The 23,582-nt window shown below is 71.1% G+C and carries 21 protein-coding genes; 12 read left to right on the plus strand and 9 right to left on the minus strand.

Features of this window, described 5'->3' with window-relative positions:
* Nucleotides 1-287 (plus strand): MoaD/ThiS family protein (locus MU407_RS07435; protein WP_281507763.1); only part of this gene is annotated, 287 nt, incomplete at its 5' end.
* A gap of 49 nt (nucleotides 288-336) precedes the next feature.
* On the opposite strand, the gene MU407_RS07440 is transcribed toward MU407_RS07435, so the two are convergent.
* The 5 genes from MU407_RS07440 to MU407_RS07460 form a co-directional block, all read right to left on the minus strand.
* Entirely contained in the window at nucleotides 337-1,437 is a 1,101-nt protein-coding gene (locus tag MU407_RS07440) for a ThiF family adenylyltransferase (protein ID WP_246956503.1), read from the minus strand.
* Nucleotides 1,438-1,560: 123 nt separating this feature from the next.
* Nucleotides 1,561-3,291: an ABC transporter family substrate-binding protein gene (locus MU407_RS07445; RefSeq protein ID WP_102236115.1), complete on the minus strand. Its 1,731-nt coding sequence runs from the start codon at nucleotides 3,289-3,291 to the stop codon at nucleotides 1,561-1,563.
* 44 nt (nucleotides 3,292-3,335) lie between these two features.
* Entirely contained in the window at nucleotides 3,336-5,399 is a 2,064-nt protein-coding gene (locus MU407_RS07450; RefSeq protein WP_102236116.1) for an ABC transporter ATP-binding protein, read from the minus strand.
* Between the two features lie 8 nt (nucleotides 5,400-5,407).
* Nucleotides 5,408-6,499, minus strand: coding sequence for an ABC transporter permease (locus MU407_RS07455; RefSeq protein ID WP_233190721.1), 1,092 nt, complete (start codon nucleotides 6,497-6,499; stop codon nucleotides 5,408-5,410).
* Between the two features lie 4 nt (nucleotides 6,500-6,503).
* Nucleotides 6,504-7,496, minus strand: coding sequence for an ABC transporter permease (locus MU407_RS07460; RefSeq protein WP_233190723.1), 993 nt, complete (start codon nucleotides 7,494-7,496; stop codon nucleotides 6,504-6,506).
* A 141-nt stretch (nucleotides 7,497-7,637) separates the two neighbouring features.
* Between MU407_RS07460 and MU407_RS07465 the strand changes: the two genes are divergently transcribed.
* A complete protein-coding gene (locus MU407_RS07465; protein WP_102236117.1) occupies nucleotides 7,638-7,937 on the plus strand; it encodes a hypothetical protein in 300 nt (99 codons plus the stop codon).
* Between the two features lie 25 nt (nucleotides 7,938-7,962).
* On the opposite strand, the gene MU407_RS07470 is transcribed toward MU407_RS07465, so the two are convergent.
* Nucleotides 7,963-9,183 (minus strand): molybdopterin molybdotransferase MoeA, encoded by a 1,221-nt coding sequence (locus MU407_RS07470; RefSeq protein WP_246956505.1) that lies wholly within the window; start codon nucleotides 9,181-9,183, stop codon nucleotides 7,963-7,965.
* Between the two features lie 101 nt (nucleotides 9,184-9,284).
* Between MU407_RS07470 and MU407_RS07475 the strand changes: the two genes are divergently transcribed.
* The 9 genes from MU407_RS07475 (at nucleotide 9,285) to MU407_RS07515 (ending at nucleotide 18,148) form a co-directional block, all read left to right on the plus strand.
* Nucleotides 9,285-10,547, plus strand: coding sequence for an SAM-dependent methyltransferase (locus MU407_RS07475; RefSeq protein WP_246956507.1), 1,263 nt, complete (start codon nucleotides 9,285-9,287; stop codon nucleotides 10,545-10,547).
* A gap of 13 nt (nucleotides 10,548-10,560) precedes the next feature.
* Nucleotides 10,561-11,304 carry a DUF4129 domain-containing protein gene (locus MU407_RS07480; protein WP_246956509.1) on the plus strand — a complete coding sequence of 248 codons (744 nt, stop codon included), beginning with the start codon at nucleotides 10,561-10,563 and terminating at the stop codon, nucleotides 11,302-11,304.
* The gene (locus tag MU407_RS07485; RefSeq protein WP_102236121.1) at nucleotides 11,301-11,810 is read left to right on the plus strand and encodes a hypothetical protein; all 510 of its coding nucleotides are present in this window, start codon (nucleotides 11,301-11,303) and stop codon (nucleotides 11,808-11,810) included. The genes MU407_RS07480 and MU407_RS07485 overlap by 4 nt, the downstream gene beginning before the upstream one ends.
* The gene (locus MU407_RS07490; protein WP_246956511.1) at nucleotides 11,807-12,844 is read left to right on the plus strand and encodes a MoxR family ATPase; all 1,038 of its coding nucleotides are present in this window, start codon (nucleotides 11,807-11,809) and stop codon (nucleotides 12,842-12,844) included. The genes MU407_RS07485 and MU407_RS07490 overlap by 4 nt, the downstream gene beginning before the upstream one ends.
* 36 nt (nucleotides 12,845-12,880) lie before the next feature.
* Nucleotides 12,881-14,185 (plus strand): DUF58 domain-containing protein, encoded by a 1,305-nt coding sequence (locus tag MU407_RS07495; RefSeq protein WP_158239407.1) that lies wholly within the window; start codon nucleotides 12,881-12,883, stop codon nucleotides 14,183-14,185.
* Complete coding sequence (locus tag MU407_RS07500) at nucleotides 14,185-14,745, plus strand: hypothetical protein (protein ID WP_246956513.1); 561 nt, start codon at nucleotides 14,185-14,187, stop codon at nucleotides 14,743-14,745. Before MU407_RS07495 ends, MU407_RS07500 begins: the two co-directional genes overlap by 1 nt.
* 36 nt (nucleotides 14,746-14,781) lie before the next feature.
* Complete coding sequence (gene msrA, locus MU407_RS07505) at nucleotides 14,782-15,489, plus strand: peptide-methionine (S)-S-oxide reductase MsrA (RefSeq protein WP_246956515.1); 708 nt, start codon at nucleotides 14,782-14,784, stop codon at nucleotides 15,487-15,489.
* A 74-nt stretch (nucleotides 15,490-15,563) separates the two neighbouring features.
* Nucleotides 15,564-16,724: a sialidase family protein gene (locus MU407_RS07510; protein WP_246956517.1), complete on the plus strand. Its 1,161-nt coding sequence runs from the start codon at nucleotides 15,564-15,566 to the stop codon at nucleotides 16,722-16,724.
* A 5-nt stretch (nucleotides 16,725-16,729) separates the two neighbouring features.
* Nucleotides 16,730-18,148, plus strand: coding sequence for a DUF2079 domain-containing protein (locus tag MU407_RS07515; RefSeq protein ID WP_246956519.1), 1,419 nt, complete (start codon nucleotides 16,730-16,732; stop codon nucleotides 18,146-18,148).
* A gap of 21 nt (nucleotides 18,149-18,169) precedes the next feature.
* Here the strand turns inward: MU407_RS07515 and MU407_RS07520 are convergent, their stop codons facing one another.
* Genes MU407_RS07520 through MU407_RS07530 form a run of 3 tightly spaced genes read right to left on the minus strand, consistent with a single transcriptional unit; the run spans nucleotide 18,170 to nucleotide 22,313 of the window.
* Entirely contained in the window at nucleotides 18,170-19,594 is a 1,425-nt protein-coding gene (locus tag MU407_RS07520; protein ID WP_246956521.1) for an alpha/beta fold hydrolase, read from the minus strand.
* Complete coding sequence (locus MU407_RS07525; protein ID WP_246956523.1) at nucleotides 19,594-21,747, minus strand: prolyl oligopeptidase family serine peptidase; 2,154 nt, start codon at nucleotides 21,745-21,747, stop codon at nucleotides 19,594-19,596. The genes MU407_RS07520 and MU407_RS07525 overlap by 1 nt, the downstream gene beginning before the upstream one ends.
* On the minus strand, nucleotides 21,744-22,313 hold the full coding sequence (locus tag MU407_RS07530; RefSeq protein ID WP_102236128.1) for a hypothetical protein: 570 nt from the start codon (nucleotides 22,311-22,313) through the stop codon (nucleotides 21,744-21,746). The genes MU407_RS07525 and MU407_RS07530 overlap by 4 nt, the downstream gene beginning before the upstream one ends.
* 54 nt (nucleotides 22,314-22,367) lie before the next feature.
* Here MU407_RS07530 and MU407_RS07535 point away from each other — a divergent pair, with 54 nt between their 5' ends.
* The gene (locus MU407_RS07535; RefSeq protein WP_102236129.1) at nucleotides 22,368-23,582 is read left to right on the plus strand and encodes a glycoside hydrolase family 3 N-terminal domain-containing protein; all 1,215 of its coding nucleotides are present in this window, start codon (nucleotides 22,368-22,370) and stop codon (nucleotides 23,580-23,582) included.

The raw sequence follows: 23,582 nt of genomic DNA on the forward strand, positions 1-23,582 counted from the left end.
CGGCCAGGTCAGATGTGACTAGGAGCCAGGCCCCCACCACTGCGCCGCTGATCAGCGTGCACCTGTTCGCCGCCGCCGCCGCGGAGCTCGGCACCGCACAGACCCAGGTCACCGGCGCCACGGTCCAGGGGGCCCTGGAGAACCTGCTGGAGGGCGCGAGCGATCGTGCCCGCCAGGTGGTCGAGCGCTCCTCGCTGCTGCTGAACGCGGTCTCCTGCACCGACCGCGAGCGGGAGCTTGCCGACGGGGACCGCCTAGACGTGCTGCCGCCGTTTGCGGGCGGCTGAGCCCCGGGATGCGACCGGACGCCTGCCGGGCAGCGCCCTGGCCTGTGGGTCAGTCGGCGCCCGCCGCAACCAACGCCGGATACCCATCGGCCACGGACAGCACCTCGATCCCGACCCCGGCCAGCATCTTCTGCGCGGCGGCCGACCGTTTCCCGGCGGCGCAGTAGAGGATCGCCCCGGCCAGCTCCTGCTGCGCGGCGGGATCTTCGGTGATCTCTCCCAGCGGCAGATGCCGCGCCCCGGCCACCATGCCCCCGGCGACCTCCTCCGCCTCGCGCACATCCACCAGCAAGGCGCCATCCCGCTGCCGTTTGAGGGCTTCCCGCGCGCTGATCTCCCGTGCGTCCCCGGCATCCGCCCCGGGTAGCCCGCAGGTGAGCGTCAGGTCCTCAAGCTCGGTCACTGGTGCACGGGCGGGATCTCGCCGCACCGGCAGCTGCGCCCAGGTCATGGTGAGAGCGTCGAACAGGGCGATCCTGCCGCGCAGGTCCTCCCCCACCCCGGTGAGGACCTTGACCGCTTCGAGCGCCATGGTGGAGCCGATGACGCCGCACAGCATGCCCAGCACCCCGGCTTCTGCGCAGGAGGGCACCTCTCCGGGGCGTGGCGGGACGGGGTGGACATCGCGGTAGGTGACGCCGCTGCCACCAGCGGCATCGAACACGGAGACCTGCCCGGCATAGGCCAGGATCGAACCCCACACGAGCGGCACATCGAGGATCTCGCAGGCGTCGGAGACCAGGTAGCGGGTGGGGAAGTTGTCGGTGCCGTCCAGCACCAGGTCATGGCCCGCGATGATGTCCAGGGCGTTGTCCACCGTCAGCGTCTGCGTGAGCGGCGTGACCTGGACCGCAGGGTCCAGGGCGCGCATCCGCCGGGCCGCGGACTCCGCTTTCGGCTCGCCGATCTCCGCGGTGGCGTGGATGACCTGACGGTGCAAGTTCGACTCGTCCACCCGGTCGGCGTCGAGGACGGTCAGGTGCCCCACGCCGACCCCGGTGAGGTAGGACAGCACCGGGGCGCCCAGGCCGCCCGCTCCGACCACGAGCACCCGGGCGTCTCGCAGGCGCCGCTGCTCGGCGGGACCGAAGCCGGGCAGGCGCAGCTGGCGGGCATGACGGGGGCTGAGGTCGGGATCGATCGTGGTCACAGATCCATTCTCCCACCCGGTCGCAGGTCGGGGATCAGCGCGCCGGGTCCACACGACGAGGCGCGGCGCGGGGGCTCCTCCCTCGCGCCGCGCTCGGTGATGCTCAGCTGAGCTGCGCGCCGATCAGCCGTTCAGCTTGTCGGAGTCGGCCATGTAGCCGATGTTCTTCCAGTCCGGGGTCTGGAAGCCGAAGGCGCCGAAGTTGGCCAGGTCGTCGTGCTGGATCATGAAGGTGTAGCCCTGCCACAGCGGCAGCACACCGGCCAGATCCCACAGGCGCACGTCGATCTCGTTGATCAGATCCAGGCGGGCCTGCGGGTCGGTCTCAACGGCGGCCTGCTCGATGAGCTTGTCCGTCTCCTCATCGCCGATCTTGCCGAAGTTCTGCTCGCCGCCGGTCTTCCAGATCGCATCGCCCGAGGACAGGAAGGGCGTGCCGTTCCAGCCGAACAGGGTGATGTCGAAGTCGCCGGGAATGACGTACTTGGAGAACAGGTCGGTGGGCGGCACGGTGCGCACGTCCATCTTGATGCCGATCTCCTTGAGCGCCTCCTGCACCACGGGGGCGACGGCCTCGTTGGTCTTCGAGCCCTCGTTGTAGGTGTAGGTGATGGCCAGCTCCTTGCCATCCTTGGTGGCCCACTCGCCGGAGACGTCGTAGCCGGCCTCCTCGAGCTTCGCCTTGGCGCCCTCGAGGTCCTGCTCGCCGAGCTCGCCGGCGTTGGCCACGTAGCCCTCCTGATTGGCCATCAGCAGGTGGTTGTCCAGACGGCCCGCGCCCTCGGGGTAGGGCATCACGGCGTTGACGGACTGGAAGATCTCCTCGCGATCCATCGCCATGAAGAACGCCTGCCGCACGAGCTTGTCCTCGAGCGGGCGGCCAGCGGCGCCGTTGAGGGTCAGGTGGGTCCAGTTCGGGCCGGCGGCGGTGCGCAGGGTCGCCCCCTGGCCCACCATCGGCTCGAGCACCGTGTAGGTGGCGGGCACGGAGGTCTCGATCGAGTCCAGCTGGCCGTTCTGGAAGGAGGTCGCGGCCGCGGCCGGGTCCTCGATGGTGGTGAACAGGATCTGCTCCAGCAGCGGCTTCTCGCCCCACCAGTTCTCATCCGGCACCACGGTGACGGTCTTGTTGTTGGCGTCGATCTTGCCGATCTTGAAGGGACCGGCGGTCACGCCGGGCTCCTTCGTCCAGCCCTCGTTGAAGGTCTCGGGGGACTCGGCCAGCTCATCCGGCATGGCGGAGATCAGGCCCATCCAGTCCGCGTACGGCTCCGCGAAGGTGATGACGGCGGTGAGCTCATCATCGCCCTGCTCGACGGACTCGACCTTGCTGTAGCCCTCGGAGGAGGCGATGGCGTACTCGTCGTCCTTGCCGCTCATGACGTCGAAGACGTTCTTGACGGACTTCCAGTCCAGCGCGGTGCCGTCGGACCACTTCATGTCCGGGTTCAGCTTGACCTCGACGACCTGCGGGTCCTCGCCGGTCAGCTCCACGCTCTGGGTGTAGTCGGGGTTCGCGGACACCACGCCGGCGGCGTCGGAGATGACCAGCAGCGGCTGCATGGTCTCGGAGATCCTGATCGTGTTGGCCTCGTTGCCGTCCGAGCTGAAGGTGTTCCAGTTCGCGGGGAAAGCGTTGTTGGTCAGGCGCAGCACGCCACCCTCGCCGAGGGCGCTGCGCTCCTGGGCGTTGATGTCGTTGGCGTCCGAGGCGATCGACTCGCCGCCGCCGTCGCTGCCGCCGGAGCCGCCCCCGTTGCCGCCGTCGGCCTCATCGGCGCGCGTGCAGGCGGCGAGGACGAGCAGGGAGGTCGCCGCGGAGGCGCCGAGGACAGAGCGTCGGGTGAAACGCATGGAGTGTTCCTCCTAATCGAGCGCTGGGTGCGGGTCCCAGCAGGTCAGAGTTTCGCCGCGATGTCCGTGAAGTGACAGGCCGCAGCGTGAGCCGCTTCCGCTCCGCCATGGAGCTGAGGTAGCTCGGAGGAGCACCGGGTGCGCTGCTCCTCGGACAGGAGATCCCGATACACGGGGCAGCGCCCCGCGAAACGGCATCCACTGGGGATGTTGTCGGGAGAGGGAACGTCACCGGCGAGGATGATCCGCGCCCGAGACTTCTCGACCTCCGGATCCGGCACCGGCACCGCGGAGAGCAGGGCCTTGGTATACGGATGCTGGGGGCTCTCGAAGACTGCACGGGTGTCTCCGATCTCCACGATCTTGCCTAGGTACATTACTGCGATGCGGTCCGAGATGTGGCTCACGACCGACAGATCATGGGACACGAATAGATAACTAAGTCCCAGGCGATTCTTGAGGTCATCGAGCAGATTGATAACGCCGGCCTGGATCGAGACGTCGAGCGCGGAGACCGGCTCGTCCAGCACGATGAGCTTGGGCTCGCAGGCCAGTGCCCGGGCGATGCCCACGCGCTGACGCTGCCCGCCGGAGAACTCCGTGGGGTAGCGCGAGGCCTGCTCGGGCAGCAGCCCGACGGTGCGCAGCAGCCAGTCCACCCGCTCGTCCATCTTCTCGGCCGAGTAGCCCTGCACGCGCATCGGCTCGCGCAGGATGTCGCCGATGGGCAGGCGGGGGTCCAGGGACGCCATCGGGTCCTGGAACACGATCGCCACCTCGGAGCGCATGGCGGCGCGCTGCTTGCGATTCAGCGATGAGGTGTCCAGTCCCCCGATCTCGATCGTGCCGCTCTGCGGCTTCTGCAGCTGCATGACCTCGAGGATGGTCGTGGACTTGCCGGAGCCGGACTCTCCCACCAGTGCAAGGCATTCCCCCTGGCGGATCTCCAGATCCACCTCATCGACCGCCCGGACCTCCCCCAGCTTGCGCTTGACCAGCACGCCCTTGGAGATCGGGAAGGTGCGCAGCAGGCCGTCGGTGCGGAGCGCTACCTCCCGCTGCTCGCGCGGCAGCGTCACCTCGGGGTCGGCGATCTGGGGGCGCGGGTAGATGTCCAGGCTCTCGGCGAGCTGATCCGCGTGATGGCAGGCGGCCAGGTGATCCTCCGCGGCCTGCGGGGCCGGGAGCAGCTCGGGATCCTCACGCTGGCAGCGCGTGGTGGCGATCGGGCAGCGCGGCGCGAAGGGGCAGCCGTCGGGCAGCGCGACCAGGGAGGGCGGGCTGCCCTTGACGGAGATCAGCGGCTCCTTGACGGCCACATCGGCGCGCGGCACGGAGGAGAGCAGGCCGACGGTGTAGGGCATGCGGGGCCGGGTGAAGACCTCATGCGCGGTGCCGCTCTCCACAGCCTCGCCGGCGTACATCACGAGCACCCGGTCGGCGAAGCCCGCCACGACGCCGAGGTCGTGGGTGATGAGGATGGTCGCGGCGCCGGTCATCTCCTGCGCCGTCTTGAGCAGCTCCATCACCTGCGCCTGGATCGTCACATCCAGCGCCGTGGTGGGCTCATCGGCGATGATCAGGTCCGGCTCGTTGGCGATCGCGATGGCGATCATGGCGCGCTGCCGCATGCCGCCGGAGTACTCGTGCGGGTACTGCCCGGCGCGACGCGCCGGGTTGGGGATCCCCACGGCCTCCAGCAACTCGATCGCGCGCTCATTGGCCTGGGCGCGGCTGACCTCGGGGTGGTGAATGCGCACCACCTCGGCGATCTGCTGGCCGACGGTGTACACCGGGGTCAGGGCGGACAGCGGGTCCTGGAACACCATGGAGATGCGGCCGCCGCGCAGATCCGAGAGCTGCTTGTCGTTCATCGCCAGCAGGTTCTCGCCGTCGAAGTGAATCTCACCGCTGACGCGGGCGGAACCGGGCAGCAGGCCCATCACCGCCAGGGAGCTGACGGACTTTCCCGAGCCGGACTCGCCGACGATCGCGAGCGCTTCGCCGCGGTGGACGTCATAGCTGAGGGAGCGCACGGCACGGACGATGCCGGCCTCCGAGGGGAAGGAGACGCTGAGGTCCCGGACGGAGAGCAGAGGAGTGGTCATCGGATACCTCAGAGGCGGCTGGAGCCGCTGGTCGGGTCGAGGGCGTCGCGCAGCGCTTCGCCCATCAGATTGATCGAGATCACGAGGATGCCCAGCACCAGGGCGGGCCACACCCACGTGTGCGGGAACGCGATGTTGTACTCGCTGAGCACCTTCCCCAGCGACACCAGCGGGTACTGGATGCCGAAGCCGATGAAGGACAGGCCGGTCTCACCGAGGATCGCCGCGGAGACGCCGAGGGTGGTGTCGATGATGATCCAGCTGGCGACGTTCGGCAGGACGTGCCGCCAGGTGTTCACCACGGGGTTCACGCCCATGAAGCGCGCGGCCTGCACATAGTCGGTGCGCACCAGCTGCTGGGTCATCGCACGCAGCACACGGGCGGCAAGCATCCAGCTGAACAGGGCCAGCAGTGGGATCAGCACCAGCCAGCGCAGCTCGAAGGTGGTGCCCAGCAGGCTGTTCAGTCCGCCCTGACGCTCAGCCAGCCACTGCTGCAGCGGCGTGGAGAACAGCATCAGCAGCAGCAGGGAGGGGATCACCAGGAACAGGTTGATGAGGTTGACGATCGTGATGTCGATGAACGATCCCAGGCGGCCGCGTCCGATCATCCATCCCGAGATCGTCCCCACGATGACGGCGATGATCATGGTGAGCACCGCGGTGCCCAGGCCGATGATGATCGAGATCCGCAGTCCCTGCATGGTGCGGGCGAAGACGTCGTGCCCGAACTCGTTGACCCCGAACCAGTGGTACTGGCTGGGCTCGCTGAGCACATTGCGCAGGTCCGTCTCATTGGGCGTGTAGTGGTAGAACATCGGCGCGAAGATCGCCAGCAGCACCAGGGTGCCGAAGCCGATCATGCCCACCCAGGCGCCCGGGTTGCGCAGGAAGCGGCGGCGCAGCAGCTGGCTGCGGCTCATGGTGACGATGCGCTCCGGCGCTTCGGCGTCCAGCTCCGCGTCCACCAGGGCGTCATCGACGTAGGCGTCGTCGGCGCCGGGGCTGTGGGCGGACTCCATCGCCAGGGCGTCCGGGCGGTGCTCCTTCAGCTCGCCGGCCTCGACGGGGTCCTTCATATTGGGGGTCGAAGAGGTCACGGGATCACCGGATCCTGGGGTCGAGAGCGCCCTGCAGGATGTCTGCGAGGGTGGCGGAGAACAGGGTGAGGATCGCGCCGTACAGGGCGACGGCAGCGGTGCCGTTGACGTCGGCGATCTGGATGGCCTGCACGGAGTAGCGGCCGATCCCGTTCCAGTTGAACATCAGCTCCACGAACAGGGAGCCGCCGAAGGCCGAGCCGACCGCGAAGGCGAGGTACTGGCCCATGGGGATCAGTGCCATGCGCAGGCCGTGGCGGCGCATCGCGCCCAGGCGCGACAGTCCCTTGGCGCGCGCGGTGCGCAGATAGTCCGAGCCGAGCACGTCCAGCGTGGTGACTTTCATGTACCGCGAGTACGAGGCCATGCCGAACAGGGCCAGCACGATCGTGGGCATCACGAGGGCCTGCGCCTGGTAGACGATCGAGTCCCAGCTACCCTCCTCGAGCAGCGGATTGATCGGGTTCAGCGCCGGAAGCTTGAAGCCGGTGACGTTGCCGACGATCTCGTTGATCTGCTGCACCACGAGGATCACCACGACCGTGGGCAGGGAGAGGATGGTGAAGGACAGCAGGGTGATGGCGCGGTCGCTCAGGCTGTGGCGGCGCACGGCGGAGAAGGCGCCGACGATGATCCCGAGGATCACGCCGATCGAGGTGCCCAGGATGATCAGCCGCAGCGAGATGGGCACGCGCACCTTCATCTCGTCGAGCACCGGGTTCATCACCTTGTTGGTGCCGGTGGTGACGCCGAGGTCTCCGCGCACGACGCCGCCGAGCCAGGTGGCGTAGCGCTCCATCAGCGGGGTGTCAGGGTTGACGTTGCGCGCATTGAGGTACAGCTGCGCGGTCGCTTCCGGCACGGGCTCCGTGGCCTGCGGCGGGTAGAGCACCTCTTCGGGGTGCAGCAGGCCCGCGGCCAAGAGGTATGCCCCGCTGGTGGCGATGAACGTCAGGACGAGATACGTCAGGAACCGCAGCGTGATGAACCTAGCCACGATCCCTCCCGAGCGCCGATGCCAATAGTCCAGTCCTTCCGTGGGGGCGTGCGCGCACAACGGTGCCGCGCACGAGGTCAGTTCGTCACTGTACCGGCTGATGTGGCCTGGTCCACCCGCGGGCCCTCGTAGAGTGAGACCGTGACCGTTCTGTATTGGATTGCCCTGCTAGCGGGGATCGTGCTGGCCGTGCTGGCCTGCGACCTGCTGGGGCGACGCGGGATCGGTCAGTGGCCGGTGGGTCTGGCGGTGCTGGCTCTCGCCCTGCTGGGCGGGCTGCTGTACTCGGCGACCGTGGTGTCCTTCGCGCTCGGCACGGGACTGGGGTACCTGGCAGTGGTGGGCGCAGGCTTCGTGCGCAGCGTCAGCGCCCACCGTCGCGCACGCCGCAGCGAACGGGAACGGGCCGCGCAGATCCGACGACGCCAGCTGGAGCTATGAACCCCGCCAGCATCGCGCCGCAGGCTCAGGCCAGCAGATCCACCACGGGCACCGGGTCCTCGGGCGCCCGGTCGCGCTCGAGCAGGATCAGCACCTCTGCGGTGCCGTAGGGCATCAGCCGCGCACCGGGCACCACATGAACCCCGTCGGGGCCGAGGCGTCCGGGCAGCACCCGCAGATGCGGGACCCGGCCGCGCCACGTGGGCAGCTGTCCGCGCAGCGGCAGGCGTAGCAGCTCCCGCTCCCCCTCCAGCAGCGGCCGCACGAACAGGTGGAACCCGGCCAGGGCGCCGACGGGGGTGCCCGGCAGGTGCACCAGCGGCGTCGCCTCCCCCGGCGCTGCGTCGGACGGAAGGCAGCCCCAGCCCTGGGGGCCGCCGGGCTTGAGATCCAGGTGCGCGAAGCGGCTGCTGCCCTCCAGCGCGGACTTGACCACGTCATAGGCGCCGTGGCCGATGCCGCCGGTAGTCACCACGAGGTCGGCGTCGCGTGCTGCGGCCTTCAGCACGGCCCGGAAGTCCGCGACATCGTCGCTGCTGCGGTGGGTGCTGGCAGCGCAGCCCAGGGCATCAAGCTGGGCGGCGAGCATCAGCGAGTTCGACTCCCGCACCGCCCCCGAGTCCGCGGCGATCATCTCGCCGCTGAGCAGCTCATTGCCCGTGACCACGACCGCCACCCGCCACGGCTCGCGCACCGGCAGGCTCCGGATCCCGAGCGTGGTCGCCAGTCCCACGAGCGCCGCACCCACCCGCTGCCCCGCCGGGGCCAGCAGCGCCCCGTCGGCCACCTCCTCACCGGCCGCCCGCACATGTCGGCCCACCTCGAGAGCGGCCACGTCGATCCGCACCTGCGCGGGGGCGGGGCCGACGGGGCGGGCATCGGTGCGCTCGACCGGCACCACGGCATCGGCCCCCTGGGGGACGGGGGCACCGGTCATGATGCGGGCGGCGGTGCCGGGCCGCAGCGTGCGCACGCCCGCCGTCGAGGCGGGGATATCGCCGTCGACCGGCACCGTCACCTGCTCCGGCCGGGCCTCACCGCCGGTGGGCAGCTGCGCGAGCAGCGCTGCAGCATGCACCGCGAAGCCGTCCATCGCAGCGACCGGCAGCGCGGGAATCGGCTCCGGAGAGTGCAGATCCGCGGCCAGACGCAGACCGCGGGCCTGGCGCGGGGGCAGCGGCGCGACGGGGCGGGGCCGGGGGGTGAGGGCGTCCAGCAGCTCGGCGCGCCAGGTCCATGCGTCCATCCCTCGATCCTAGGCGGCAGCCCTCGATCCACGGCGGCAGCGCGAGGACCGCTGCGCAGCGGACGCTGCGGGGACCGGGCAGACTCTGCCATGATCGACGGATGCGCGAGACCATGCTGGAGCCGGTACTCACCCCTGATGGCTGGGCCCTGCTGAACTCGCTGCCGCCCTACCGGGAGCAGGATTCCCTCGCGCGAGCCACGGCGCTGCGGCGGGCCGGGCACAGCCCAGAGCTGGTCTCCGCGGTGATGACGCAGTCGCGGCTGCGGGCACGGGCGCAGGAGAAGTTCGGGGAGTTCGCCGGGCGCATGCTGTTCACGCAGGCCGGGCTCGAGCAGGCCACCCGGCTGCCGGTGGCGGCGCTGCACGCCCGCCGGTTCCAGCAGGCCCAGGTCACCTCGGTCGCCGATCTGGGCTGCGGCATCGGCGGAGATGCGATGGCGCTGGCGGGCCTGGGCCTCACGGTCCGGGCGGTGGATCGCGACCCGGCGACGGTGGCGGTCGCGACGGTGAACCTGCGGCCGTTCCCGAGCGCGAGTGTGCACCTGGGGCGCGCCGAGGGGCACGACCCCACCGACACCGAGGCGGTGTGGCTGGATCCGGCGCGACGGGCCCCGCAGCGCGGGCGCGACCGTCGGCTCCACGATCCCGAGGAGTACCAGCCGCCGCTGAGCGCGGTGCTGGATCTCGCGCGGCGCCTGGGGCGCGGCACGCAGGATGGACCGCTGGGCGCGAAGCTGGGCCCGGGGATCGACCGCATGGCGCTGCCGGATGATGCCGAGGTGCAGTGGCTGTCCTTCCACGGCCAGGTGCTCGAGGCGACGCTGTGGACCGGGCCGCTCGCCCGCCCGGGGGTGCGCTCGAGCGCCCTGGTGATCGGACGGGACGGGGCGCGGCAGATGGATCTGGGGAGCGAGGAGGCCGGGAACCCCGGGGATCCGGTGCCGGGCCCGGTGGGAGATCACCTGTATGAGCCCGACGGGGCGGTGATCCGCGCGGGCCTCATCGGCACCCTCGCCCAGCAGCTTCAGGCCCGCACCCTGGACCCCTCGATCGCGTATCTCACCGGCGACCGTCTGGTGCACACTCCCTTCGCCGCCGGGTACACGGTGCGTGATGTGCTGCCCTTTGGGATGAAGCGCCTGGCCTCGTACCTGCGCGAGCACCGCATCGGGGTGCTGGAGATCAAGAAGCGCGGCACCGCGGTGGAGCCCGAGCAGCTGCGCCGCTCCCTGCGGCCCCGCCGTTTCGGGGAGGAGAGCGCCACGCTGATCCTCACCCGCATCGCCGGGGAGCAGTCGGTGATCATCACCTCCCCGCATCCGCGGCCGTCCAGCCCCGCTGCCCCGGAGCCCGCCGCATGAAGGGATCAGCCGCATGAAGAGATCCTCGACGCCGCATGCCTCCGGACAGCGCCGCCTGCTGGCCGTGCTGCTGATCGCCCTCGCGCTGGGGGCGCTGGTCGTCGTGGGCTTCGGCGCCGCCGCAGATCGCGGCGAGGGGGTCCGGTACGTCGGCACCGGGGAGGGACCGACGTGGGAGGCTCCCGAGATCGAGGAGCCGTCCCTGCCGGAGCTCGCTCCCGAGCAGGAGCAGAGCAGCCCGCCGGCCCCTCAGCCGCGTCCGGGCGGTCGCGTGGCGCTGCGGGTTCTGCTGGGCCTAGGAGCACTCGCACTGGTGGCGCTCGCCATCTGGGTGTGGCTGCGAATGCGGGCGCTGTCCGCCCCGGCACCCGATGAGGCGGGGATGGCCGATGCCGACCTCGAACAGGACGCCCTGAGCACGGAGCAGGCTCGCAGCGCTCTGGAGGAGGCGCGCGAACGGCTCTCCGCGGTGGTGGATGCGCACGATGCCGTGATCGCGGCGTGGCTGGCCCTGGAGCGGGCGATCGCCGCGGCAGGGGTACGGCGCCGCCCCTCCCAGACCACGCTCGAGTTCGTGGTGGCGGTGCTCGCGGCGGTCGAGCTGGAGCGCGCGGCGCTGCAGGAGATCGCCCACCTGTACCGTCGGGCGCTGTTCGATCCGGCGCCGCTGACCGAGCCGGACCGACGCCGGGCGCTGCAGCTGCTGGAGACGCTGCTGGGGCAGCTGGATGATGTGGCGGAGAGGAGTGCGCGATGACATCGACACCCCGCAGCCTGCGCGCCCTGAGTCTGCGTCTGCTGATCTGCGCGGCGGTCATCGCGCTGGCCGCCGCGGTGGGCCGCATGGTGGGGCTGCTGTTCCCCCTGCCGTATCTGGTCACGTTCGCGGTGCTCGCAGCGGTCCTGTGGTGGCTCTTCTCCCGCGGCTCCGCAGCGTCGGACAGCCTCGACTTCCCCGCCTATGACCTGGACGGCGACTATGCCCTGCCGCATGGCCAGGATCAGCGGGTGCGCCGCCTGGAGGATCTGGTCCACGGCGCCCTGCCCGGGCGGCGCATGACACAGCGAGGGCTGGCGATGACGCTGGGGCGGATCGCCGCGCAGCGCCCGGCCGATGCCCCGCCGCTCAGCCCGGACCTCACCGCCTGGATCGACTCCGCCGCCAACGCCGATGCCCAGCAGCATCCCGTGCGGCCCGTGGACCGCCGTACCCTGCACCGTTATCTCAGAGAGCTCGCCGCCGGCGAGGAAGGGGACCGATGACCGAGCCGATGTATGAGCCCGATGACCCGGCGGACGGCCAGCGGACCGCCGACGCCCCCGCCACGCTGAGCGTCGAGGCGGCGGGCGAGGCCGCGACCGCCGTGCTGGATGCGGTGGAGACCGCGGTGGTGGGCAAGCGGGAGGCCCTCGAGCTGGTGCTCACCGGCGTGCTCGCCGGCGGGCATGTGCTGTTGGAGGATCTGCCGGGCCTGGGCAAGACCTTGGCCGCCCGTTCCTTCGCGCAGGCGCTCGGGCTGCCGTTCACCCGCGCCCAGTTCACTCCGGATCTGCTGCCCGCGGATCTCACCGGTGCGGAGGTGTTCGACCAGCGCAGCGGTGAGTTCGTGTTCCGGCCCGGCCCGGTGTTCACCGGTCTGCTGCTGGCCGATGAGATCAACCGCACCCCGCCGAAGACGCAGTCCGCGCTGCTGGAGGCGATGCAGGAGCGGCAGGTGTCGGTCGAAGGCACCACCCGGCCTCTCCCCCGCCCCTTCCATGTGCTCGCCACCGCCAACCCGATCGAGCATGAGGGCACCTACCCGCTGCCCGAGGCGCAGCTGGACCGCTTCCTGCTGCGGCTGTCCTTCGGCTACCCCACCGCGGAGCAGGAGTGGGATGTGGTGGCGCGGCGCATCGGCCGTCGCCGCGAGGAGCAGAGCGTCACCCAGGTGCTGGACGGCGCGGGGCTGCTGGCGGTGCAGGCCGCGGTGGAGACGGTGCATGTAGAGGACAGCGTCGGCCATTACGCCGTTCAGCTGGTGGCCGCGACGCGCGAGCATCAGCATGCGCTCGTCGGCGCGTCTCCGCGCGGGACTCTCGCGCTGATCACCTGCGCGCGGGCGCTCGCGCTGATCCGCGGCCGCTCCTACGTGGTGCCGGAGGACATCAAGGCCCTCGCGCACCCGGCGCTGGACCATCGCGTAACGGTCAAGCCGGAGCTGTGGCTGCAGAACATCACCGGCCACGGCGTGGTGGAGGCCGTGCTGGGGCAGGTTCCCGTGCCGGCCGCGGTCGAGCCGCCCGCCACGTCATAAGGCGGGGACGGATCTGAGGCGGGATACGACGTGATGATGCTCGGACCGACGCCGGCGCTGCGCCGGGCTGCGGTAGCCGGTGGCGTGGCGCTGCTGCTCGCGGTGCTGCTGGGCCGCGAGCAGCTGGTGCTGGTAGGGCTGCCGCTCGTGCTGTGGGCGGTGCTCGCGCTCGCGCTGCGGTTTGCGCGCGGGCAGGACACGGCGCTGGCAGCACCTCGGCTGCGGGTGAGCAGCCAGGACCTCGAGGAGGGCGCCACCGCTGCCCTCACGGTCCCCGGCCCCCGGGGCATGCTGACCGCGGCAACGATCCCGCCGCCCCCGCAGGCGGACCTGGCGCCGCGGCGCGGAGCTCTCGCCGGAGAGGGCAACCTGCCGCTGCGGCTCACAGCGCGCCGCTGGGGCCGCATCCGGGTGGGTCCCACCCATGTGCTCATCGCCGATCCCTTCGGGGCCTTCCGGGCGCAGCAGCAGCTGCAGGAGCTGGAGGTGCGGGTGGTGCCGACCTCCGTCGTGCTCGACGCCCCGGCGGTGGTGCCGACGCCGCTGGGCATCAGCGGGGTGCATCTGTCCCGTCGGCGCGGAGACGGGACCGCGCTCGCGGAGGTGCGTCCGTTCCGTTCCGGGGACCGGCTGCATCGCATCAACTGGCCGGTGACCAGCCGCACCGGCACTCTGCACACCAATGCGACGTTCACCGAGCAGGACACCGATGTCCTCATCGTCACCGACACCACGCTGGACATCGCCCCGGCGCCCTGGGCCGCGGGGGATGCGCCGACGAGCCTGGATATGACGATCCGGGCCACCACGGCGATCGCCCGCCACTATCTGACGCTGGGCGACCGGGTGGCGCTGACGGATCTGGGGCACCTGATCGGGCCGGTGCCGGTGGGCTCCGGTCCGCGGCAGCTGCGGGTGCTGACCTCGGCGCTCGCCCAGGCGGGGCGTGCGGATGGTCTGCTGCGGCGGGTCAACCGCATCCGGTCGGTGCGCCCGGGAACGCTCGTGGTGGTGTGCTCCCCGCTGCTGGGTGAGGAGGTCATCGCCCAGATCGGCCGACTGGTGGCTTTCGGCGGGGATGTGATCGTGGTGGACACCCTGCCGCCGAGCATCGGGGAGGTGGGGGTGCTGCGCGGCCGACCCGTCCAGGCGGAGGGCGTGGACCCGCTGCGCTGCTGGCCGGAGGCGTGGGCGCTGCGGCGCCTGCTGCGGCAGGGCACGATCGCGGAGCTGCGTCAGGCGGGGGTGCCGGTCACCGCCTGGGAGGGGCCGAGCTCTCTGGCCCCCATCCTCACGTCCCTGTCCGCCGCCCGCACCGCTCCGCGCCGCAGGAGGTCCTGATGCCGCGCCCGCCGAGGTTCATCGATGCGACCGCTGAACAGCTGCTGCAGCTGCGGGTGGTCTCCTCCCACCAGTGGCTGCTGCGGCTGATCGGCGCAGCGGCCGCTCTCGCGGCGCTGACGCTCGCGCTGTCCGGGCAGTTCTCCGCGAACCTGGGGGCCCTGATGGTCTCCGGGCTGGTGGTGATCGGGGTGCTGGGGCAGATGCGCTGGCCGGATACGGAGCTGGGGCTGCTGGGTCCGCTCGCGATCGTGCTCGCGGTGATGGCACGCCCGCAGCTGCCGCTGTGGCTGGCTGCCGCGGTGGGTCTGCTGCTGCTGGTGGCGCATATGTCCTTCGCCGCGGCCGCGATGTTCCCGGTGCACGGGGTGCTGAACCGTTCCGGATGGTCGCTGCTGCTGCGCGCCGCCGGAGCGGCGATCGGCCTTGCCGTGCTGGGCAGCGCCCTGGTCACCGCGGCGATGGGCGTCGTGCTGGGGCCGTGGGCGATGCTTCCCGCGGTGCTCGCAGCGCTCGCGCTGTTGGTCGCGATGCTGCCGCGCGCCCCGCTGGACGGCTGAGAGCCGGGCTGAGCCCGCGCCGCTACCGTGGGGCCCATGTGGCAGATGATGGAGCTCCTGTACGGGCACAAGAAGCGGATGGTGTCACGCGAGGACGCCCTGCCGGGGCGCGACGCGTACCCGTACCCGCTGCTGCGGGAGCACCTGGTGCTGGGCACCGACATGCTGGGCCCGGATACCCCGGAGGATCCGGCGCCCTGGCCGGATGGCAGCGAGGAGCTGATCCTGGCCGGCGGCTGCTTCTGGGGCATCGAACGGATCGCCTGGCAGGTGGAGGGGGTGCACACCACGTCGGCAGGCTATGCAGGCGGCTGGACCCCGCACCCCACCTATGACGAAGTGTTCTCTGCCCTGACCGGGCATGCAGAGGCGGTGCGGGTGATCTACACCGGCGGCGAGCCGGTGCTGCGGGCGCTGCTCGAGCAGTTCTGGCAGCAGCATGACCCCACCACCCTGCATCGGCAGGGCAACGATGTGGGCACCGAATATCGCTCAGCCGTGTACTGGACCTCCCCCGCGCAGGGCGAGGTGGTGCGCGAGAGCGCCCGCCTCTACCAGGCGGCGCTGGATGCCGCCGGTCGCGGCACCATCACCACCGAGCTCTCGCCGCTCGCCGAGGCGGGCTGCGGCGTCTACTACACCGCCGAGGCGGAGCATCAGCAGTTCCTGGCCCGCAACCCAGGCGCCTACTGCAATCACGGCTTCAACGGGGTGGCGTGCTCGCTGGGCTCAGGGGCGGGCTGAGGCGAGCCTGAGATTGTGGATAACTCGCCTGACGTCTGCTCGCGTGCGGCGCGTGGATCGGACAGACTGGAGCCATGAGCAGCACTCCGCAGCCCCCTGTGCCCGCCCCCTCCGCTCCCGCTGTGAGCGTCCTCGCCCGCGCCGATGAAGGCCCCTGGGCCCGCTACCGCATCGTCGCGCTCGTGGATCTGGGCGGCGGTGAGCTGCTCGCTGCTTTCGATGGTCGCGAGACCGGCTTGGATGTCCCGGATCCGACGGGCCTGGTGCAGCGCCGTTCCCTCGATGGTGGCCGCAGCTGGGGAGACTTCGAGACCCTGCGCGATGCGGACCGAGAGGGTCGCCAGTGGTACTGCGATCCGGCGTTCCTGCGGGATCCGCGCACGGGCCGCCTGGCGATGTTCCACACCCACGCCAAGGACCGCGGGGTGTGGAATGCGGTGGCCGGCACCGATGACGATGACCGCGATGTGCTGGGTTCAGCGGTGGGGCTGTCCGATGACGGCGGGCGCACCTGGGACTTCCGCTCGGTGACGGCGGTGGCGAATCCGCCGGAGCTGCTGCGCACCGCCTTCCCCACCTCTGGCTCGTCGATCGTGCTGCGGCATGGCCCGCATGCGGGGCGCTGGCTGCAGCCCTACGCCGGCTGGTTCTGGAAGGACGGGCAGGTGGGCGATGAGCAGGTGGTGCGCTCCTATGTCCTGTTCTCCGATGATCAGGGCGAGACCTGGCAGCGGGGCGAACCGGTGGGCGAGGACATGGACGAGACCACGATCGTGGAACTCTCCGACGGTGCGGTCCTGCTGAACTCCCGCGACCATCATCGGCGTGGCTACCGCCGCTTGGCGGTCTCTCGGGACGGCGGTCAGAGCTGGGAGGACCGCGGGATCGATGAGACCTTCGTCGATCCGGGGAACAATGCGCAGCTCGCGCGGCGCTTCCCGGATGCGGACTCGGCGGACCCACGCGCTCGCGAGCTGCTGTTCTCCAATGCCCGCGACCGAGCTGAGCGCCGCCGCGGCACCCTGTCCCATTCGGCCGATGACGGGGCGACCTGGCAGGACGTCCTCGTGTTCGAGCCGGGGGCGCTGGACTACTCGGTGGTGCAGGGACTCGAGGACGGCGCAGTGGGCGTGCTGTGGGAGGTCGAGTCCCGCGAGATCCGTTTCACCCGGATGGAGGCCGCGGACCTCGACGCGGCGATCACCACCGGCAAGCCCGTGGTGATCAGCGCCTGACGCGCATGACATCCCCTGGCCACGGGGCGACCACCCGCCGTTGGGTGCCCCCGCTGCTGGCGCTGCTCGGCACCCTCGCGTACGGGCTGCTGGGCACCCAGCAGCTGCGCCTGCTCATCGCCCAGTCCTGGGATCTGGGGATCTTCACGCAGCTGCTGCGCGCCTACGGGGAGCTGCGCGCCCCCATCGTCCCGATCAAGGGCGATGAGGTGAACCTGCTGGGCGATCACTTCCACCCCCTGCTGGCGCTGCTCGCGCCGGTGTGGTGGATCTGGCCGGATCCCGCGGCGCTGCTGTGGACCCAGGCGCTGCTGCTGGGCATCTCGGCGATCCCGCTGACCCGGGTGGCGATCGACCGCCTGGGCCCCTGGCTGGGATCGATCGCCGGGGCTGCGTACGTCTTCTCCTTCGGGCTGCAGTCCGCGGCTGCGGTCCAGTTCCATGAGATCGCCCTCGCGGTGCCGCTGCTGGCGTTCGCGCTCACGGCGCTGCTGCGCGATCAGGTGCGCGCCGCCGCGCTGTGGGCCGCTCCCCTGGTACTGGTCAAGGAGGATCTGGGACTCACGGTCGCGCTGCTCGGCGGGATCATCGCCCTGCGCTACCGCTCCGATATCCCGCGCCGCCGCCTGGGGCTGGGGCTCGTGGCCTGGGGCGTAGTGTGGTTCGTGCTGGCAACCTTCGTGATCCTGCCGGCGCTGAACACGGGTGGGCAGTACGACTACACCGACAATCTCGGCTCACCGCTCGCGGTGCTGTGGCCGCTGCAGAAGTGGGTCACCGCGGGAATGCTGCTGCTGGCCGCGGGGCTCATCGGCGCTCGCTCTCCGCTGATCTGGCTGATGGCCCCCACCCTGGCGTGGCGCTTCACGGGGACAGTGGAGTTCTACTGGGACTGGTACTGGCATTACAACGCGGTGCTCATGCCGATCGCGCTCGCCGCGCTGCTGGATGCGCTCGGTGATCGCCGTGACGGCCGGGCAGCAGCCTGGCTGCGCACCGATGCGCCGCGTCCCCCGCGCGCCGTGCGGGTCATCGCGCTGGTGCTCGCGGCTGGGGTGACGCTCGCGCTCGGTCCGCGGATGCCGGTGGCCGATGTGGTGCGCCCGGACCGCTGGGAGCCGACGTGGCGGGCCGCACCGGCAGCGGGCGCGCTCGCGGCCGTGCCCGATGGGACGGTGCTCGCGGTGGACATCACGCTCATGGCCCAGGCGGTCTCGGACCATGACGTGCAGTGGGTGCACGGCCCCAATCAGCGCCGCCCGGACTGCCTGCTGCTGGACCACTACGCCTTCTCCTGGGGAGGGAAGCCGCCGAGCTCCCCCGTGCAGTGGGCATCCGAACGCTGGGGCACGCCCTACGAGACGGTCTACTCCGAGGGCGGGTTCGCGGTCGTGTGCCTGCCAGGCGTCACCTGGGAGAGCTAGCCCCTCGACGGGCGCACCGGGTCAGACGGCCTCGCGGGGGTCGATGGCGTCAAGTCGGCGGGCCGGCCGAGGACTGGTCAGGGCGCGTTCGCGATGCTCGCGCTCCCGGCGAGCCCGCGCGGATTCCCAGCGCAGACGCCAAGGCAAGTACCGCTCCGCGGCGAGCGCGAGCTGCAGACCGCGGGTGAGCGCGAGGTCCGTGGGCGAGGCCGGCAGATCGGCGAGCTCTGCAGCGCGCTCGGGCAGCAGGTGCCCGCGTCCGCAGGCGCTCCAGCGGGCGGCCACCTGGAGGATCCGCGAACGGGTGTCCAGCAGGGAATGCCCGGCGCCGGGGATCTGGATCAGCTGGGCGCCGGGAATCCGCGACGCGAGCTGCCGGGCGATCACCGGCGGGGAGATCAGGTCCCGGCTGCCGGAGAGCACGAGCGTCGGCGCGGTGATGCGACGCGAGAGCTCCTGCACGTCATACGGCTCCTGCGTGAAAGCGGGGACGGCACGGGCCTGCTGGGCGGCCAGCATCAGCGGGTCCAGCGGCCCACCGTCGGCGTGGGCGCCGCTGCCCAGCTGGGTGTGCAGAAGACGACTGGTGAGATCGAACTCGGCGATGAAAGGGGTGGACTGCAGCCAGCCCTGGGTGAGGACCTGCCGCACGGAGGACCAGGTGAGGCCGCCGCGGCCGCGGGCCAGCAGATCCACCAGATCGGCGACGGCCTCCGGCCCGCCGTGCTCGTGCACGGCCAGCACCACGGCCCCGGCCCGCTCGATGTCCACCGTGCCATCCTCGGCCAGGCGCCGCAGGGCCCGGGCGGTCGGGGCGGTCGCGGGCTCGGTGCCCTCCCAGTAGAGCGCCCGCAGGGCCCGCTGGGCGATCGCCTCATCACTGGCGGAGGTCAGCGGCGAGTCCAGGACGAGGGAGTGCACCCGCTCGGGGTGCAGGGCCGCGAGCAGCTGCGCGAGGTAGGCGCCGTAGCCGGTGCCCACCACCGCCACCTGCTCGGCGCGGGCATGGTCGAGCACGGCCAGCAGATCCTGCAGCACTTCCTCGAGGCAGATCGCCTCGAGGGGAAGGTCCTGCCCACGATCGTCCAGGCGGGAGAAGCCCACGCCACGGTGCTCCATCATGATGACGTCCAGGCCCCTCCCGGCGAGGCTGCGGCGCAGCACGTCATAGGGCAGGACGGAGGCGCGCGAGGGCCCATCGGGCAGCAGCAGGACGGGCACCTGCGGGGCAGGGGTGGGTGGCCCGACGGGCCTGGCCCCGCTGGTCCCGCTCCGGGGGTGTTCCCGGCGCCGACGGGGCGTGGTGCGGGCGTAGCGCAGCGGGAACAGCTCGGGGCGCGCGGAGTCGATCTCGCGGTAGACCGTCATGAGGTCATTGCGCAGCTGCAGCAGATCGTCCTGGGTGACGCGGTCGAAGAGGTCCCCGGGCTTCTTGCGCCCGATCATCACTGCGCTGCCCCGCCGAGGGTGCGCCACAGGAACGTGTACATGAGCGCGTTCATGCGGGCGGCCTGCCCGTTGTCCGCTGCGCCCCCGTGGCCGCCCTCGATGTTCTCCCACGAGCGCACATCGGCCCCCAGCGACTCCAGGGCCGCGGTGAGCTTGCGGGCGTGACCGGGGTGGACGCGGTCATCCCGGGTGGAGGTGAGCACGAAGGCGGGCGGGTACTCCACGTCCTCGCGCAGCAGGTGGTAGGGGCTGAACGTGCGGATGAACTCCCAGTCCTCGGTATCGGGGTCGCCGTACTCGGCCATCCAGGAGGCACCGGCCAGCAGGTGGGAGAAGCGCTTCATATCCAGCAGCGGCACCTGGATGATGACCGCGCCGAACAGCTCCGGGTACTGGGTGAGCATGTTGCCGGTGAGCAGCCCGCCGTTGGAGCCGCCGCGCACCGCGAGGTGCTCGCGGTCGGTGACGCCGCGCTCGATGAGGTCCTTCGCCACGGAGGAGAAGTCCTCGTAGGCCTTGTGGCGGTTCTGCTTGAGGGCGGCGCGGTGCCAGCGCGGCCCGTACTCGCCGCCGCCGCGGATGTTCGCCAGCACGTAGGTGCCACCGCGCTCGAGCCAGGCCTTGCCGATCGCGCCCAGGTAGCCGGGGGTCAGGGACACCTCGAAGCCGCCGTAGCCGTACAGCAGGGTGGGGCTAGGTGCATCGTCCCCGCTCTCGCGCGGGCGAGAGATCTCGAAGTACGGGATGCGGGTGCCGTCCACGCTGGTGGCGAAATGCTGGGTGACCTCGAGACCCTCGGCGTCGAAGCGGGCGGGCGCAGCCTTGATCTGCTCGAGCTCACCGGGCTCGCCGCCGCCGGCCACACCGGCGAGGTCGCCGACGTACAGGGTGGTGGGGCGGATGAAATCGGTGACGGTCAGCCAGATGCGGTCATCGACATCGGAGTCCACCGCGGCGACGGACAGCGACCCGTTCAGCTCCGGGTAGAGGTCCCGCCGCACCCAGGCGCCGTGCTCATCGCGGGTGTGGACCTCCAGGCGATGCACGACGTCCTCGAGGATCGTGAGTACCACCGCGGTGCGGGTGATCGTCATGCCCGCGAGCGACGTCGTCTCGGTGGGTTCGAAGAGCATGTGCAGCTCGGGGTCCCCGTTCATGAAGCGGGCGAAGTCCCCCACCACGAGGGAGCCCGACGGGTAGGTGTCCTCCCCCACCTGCCAATCGCTGCGCGGCGAGAAGATGCCGAGGTCCCGGTGCGCGGTCACCTCGAGGTCGCGGGGGACGTCCACTGCGGTCAGCGCGGGCGGCTCCTGCTCGCGGTCCACGACGTGCACGGTCGTGTCGTAGAAGGCGTGGGCCTCGATGATCCAGTCCCGCTCCCAGCCCGGGGTGGAGTCATGGCCCATGAACACCGACATGTCCGTGGCGGGCACCTCGTGGACCAGCTGCGCCTCGGCGAGCGCGGTGCCGCGCCGCCACAGCCGCACCTGGCGCGGGTAGCCGGAGGTGGTCATGGTGTCCTCACCGAAGTCGGTGGAGACCCACAGGGTGTCGCGGTCGATCCAGGAGACCCCGCCCTTGGACTCGGGGCGCACGAAACCCCCATCGGCCGGATCGACGAACGCGCGGGTCTTCAGGTCGAACTCGCGGGTGACGTCCGCGTCGGACCCCCCGTGGGACAGAGAGATCAGGGCGTGGCGGTAGGGCTCACCCTCAGCGGGGCGCAGCAACTGAGCACCGTGCCACACCCAGTCCTCACCCTCGGTCTCGTTCAGCGCATCGAGGTCCAGCAGGATCTCCCACTCAGGCTCGTCGGTGCGGTAGGAGTCCCAGGTGGTGCGGCGCCACAGGCCGCGCTCATGCTCGGCGTCGGTCCAATAGTTGTAGAGGTGCTCGCCACGGGCAGTGACGCCGGGGATGCGATCCTTCGCATCGAGGATCTCGCGGATCTGGTGCTGCAGGGTCTCCGCGAGCGGCGCACCCTCGGGGTCCGACGGGTCCGCGACCGCATCCAGCTCCGCTTCGGCCCGCGCATTGCGCTCCCGCACCCAGACCAGGGCCTCGTCTCCGGTGACGTCCTCGAGCCAGAGGTGCGGGTCGGTGCTGCCGTCGGGGGCGGGCAGCTGCGGGGTGCGGGGATCAGCGGTCATCGGCTCTCCTGGTGAGTGGTGGTGAAGTCGGTCAGGGTGCGCTTCCAGGCGTCTTTCCAGACGGCCCGCGCATCGGCGTCATCAAGTCCCTTGTGCTCGATCGAGAGAGTCGAACGGCCTTCGTCTTTGGCAGTGATGTTCACGCTGAGGCGCGAGCCGTCCACGAGGCCCGCTCGCCAGTAGCGCCACTTCTCTGTGTCGGTGAGGGAGGGATCCTGGATCCCGAGCTCGGCGCGGCGCGCAGCGGTCATGAAGGCATCCCAGCTCTCGCGCACCTCATCGGGCGTGCCGGCCAGGGTGCGGGAGGCGGAGGCGGAGAAGTCCCCGCGGCAGCTCTGCCCCACCACGCGGCGACCGACCACCTGCTCGTAGGCGACGGTCACGCCCTGCGCCCACCAGTCAGTGATCTCGAATCCCTCGATGAGGGCCCGCGCGATCCCGGCGTGGTCGAGCTCGCGCGCCCCGAGATCATCGAGCCGCTGAACCCACGTGGCCAGTGGGGTACCCGTGGCCGCGACGATGCGGGCGGCGTGCGGGTGCTCAGCGGGTGGGATCGCGACGCTCATGACCCCAGCCTACGGCGCAGGGCAGGGAAGCGCGGGCCATGGAAGACTGCCCGCATGCGCCGACGTCATCTGCTGGCCCTGCCTCCCCTGGCCGCGCTGGCCGCCTGCACCGGACCCGAGCCGGATCCGCCCACCGGTCCGGGAACCTCCGATGGCGGCGGTGCGAGCGATGCCGGCGGTGCTTCCGACAGCGGTGGCTCCTCCGATGCCGGGGGCGCCGAGCCCTCCCCCTCCCCGACTCCGCCGAGCGCCGCGGAGCAGCTGCTGGAGGAGCTCACCGACCGTGAGCTCGCCGGGCAGCTGGTGCTGGTGGGCATCACCGCCGGCAGCACCCCTGATCCGGCGCTGCTGACCGAGCATCACGTGGGCGGGTTCTTCCTGCTGCAGGTGTGGCAGGAGGCCGCCGCGGTGGATGCGGTCATCAGCACCGCCCGTGAGCAGTCGCGAGAGGATCTGCCGCCGCTGATCGCCGTGGACCAGGAGGGCGGGCAGGTGCGGATGCTGCGCGGCGAGGCAGCCCGCCGCACCGACTCCGCCGAGGTGCTCGGGGCCGCCGGTCCCGACGCGGTGCGCGAGGCGTACGGGATGATCGGCGAGGATCTCGCCGCTCGTGGCATCCACCTGAATCTCGCCCCGGTGGCCGATGTGGTCGATCCGCAGCTGGGCGGAAGAAACGAGCCGGTCGGTGGATTGGACCGCGGCTTCGGCACCGATCCCGAGCACGTGGGCCAGTGCGTGAGGGCGGCCGTCGAGGCTCTCGCCGAGCAGGGGGTGGGTTCGACGCTCAAGCATTTCCCGGGCCTGGGGCGGGTGGAGCGCAACACCGACTTCTCCGCCGAAGGCATCGAGGATGCGACGACGACCCTGGATGATCCGTTCCTGGACTCCTTCGCGGCGGGGATCGCGGCCCGCGCCGAGGCGGTGATGCTGTCCTCGGCGATCTACCCGCAGCTCGAGCCGGAGGTGCCGGCGATGTTCTCCTCCGTGGTGGTCACCGAGCTGCTGCGCGAGCAACTGGGGTTCACCGGCGTGGTGATGACCGATGACATCGGCGCCGCCAAGGCGGTGCAGTCGGTGCCGGTCGCGGAGCGGGCCACGCGTCTGCTGGACGCGGGTGGGGATGCGGTGCTCACGGCAGATCCATCCCTCGCCGGCCAGCTGGTCGATGCGATCCAGCAGTGGGCGGAGGAGACCCCCGAGCAGGCGGAGCGGGTGCGGGAGTCCGCCGGGCGGATGCTCGCCCTGAAGCAGGCGCGGGGCCTGCTGTGA

Source organism: Brachybacterium sp. Marseille-Q7125, from assembly GCF_023062615.1.
Lineage (GTDB): Bacteria > Actinomycetota > Actinomycetes > Actinomycetales > Dermabacteraceae > Brachybacterium.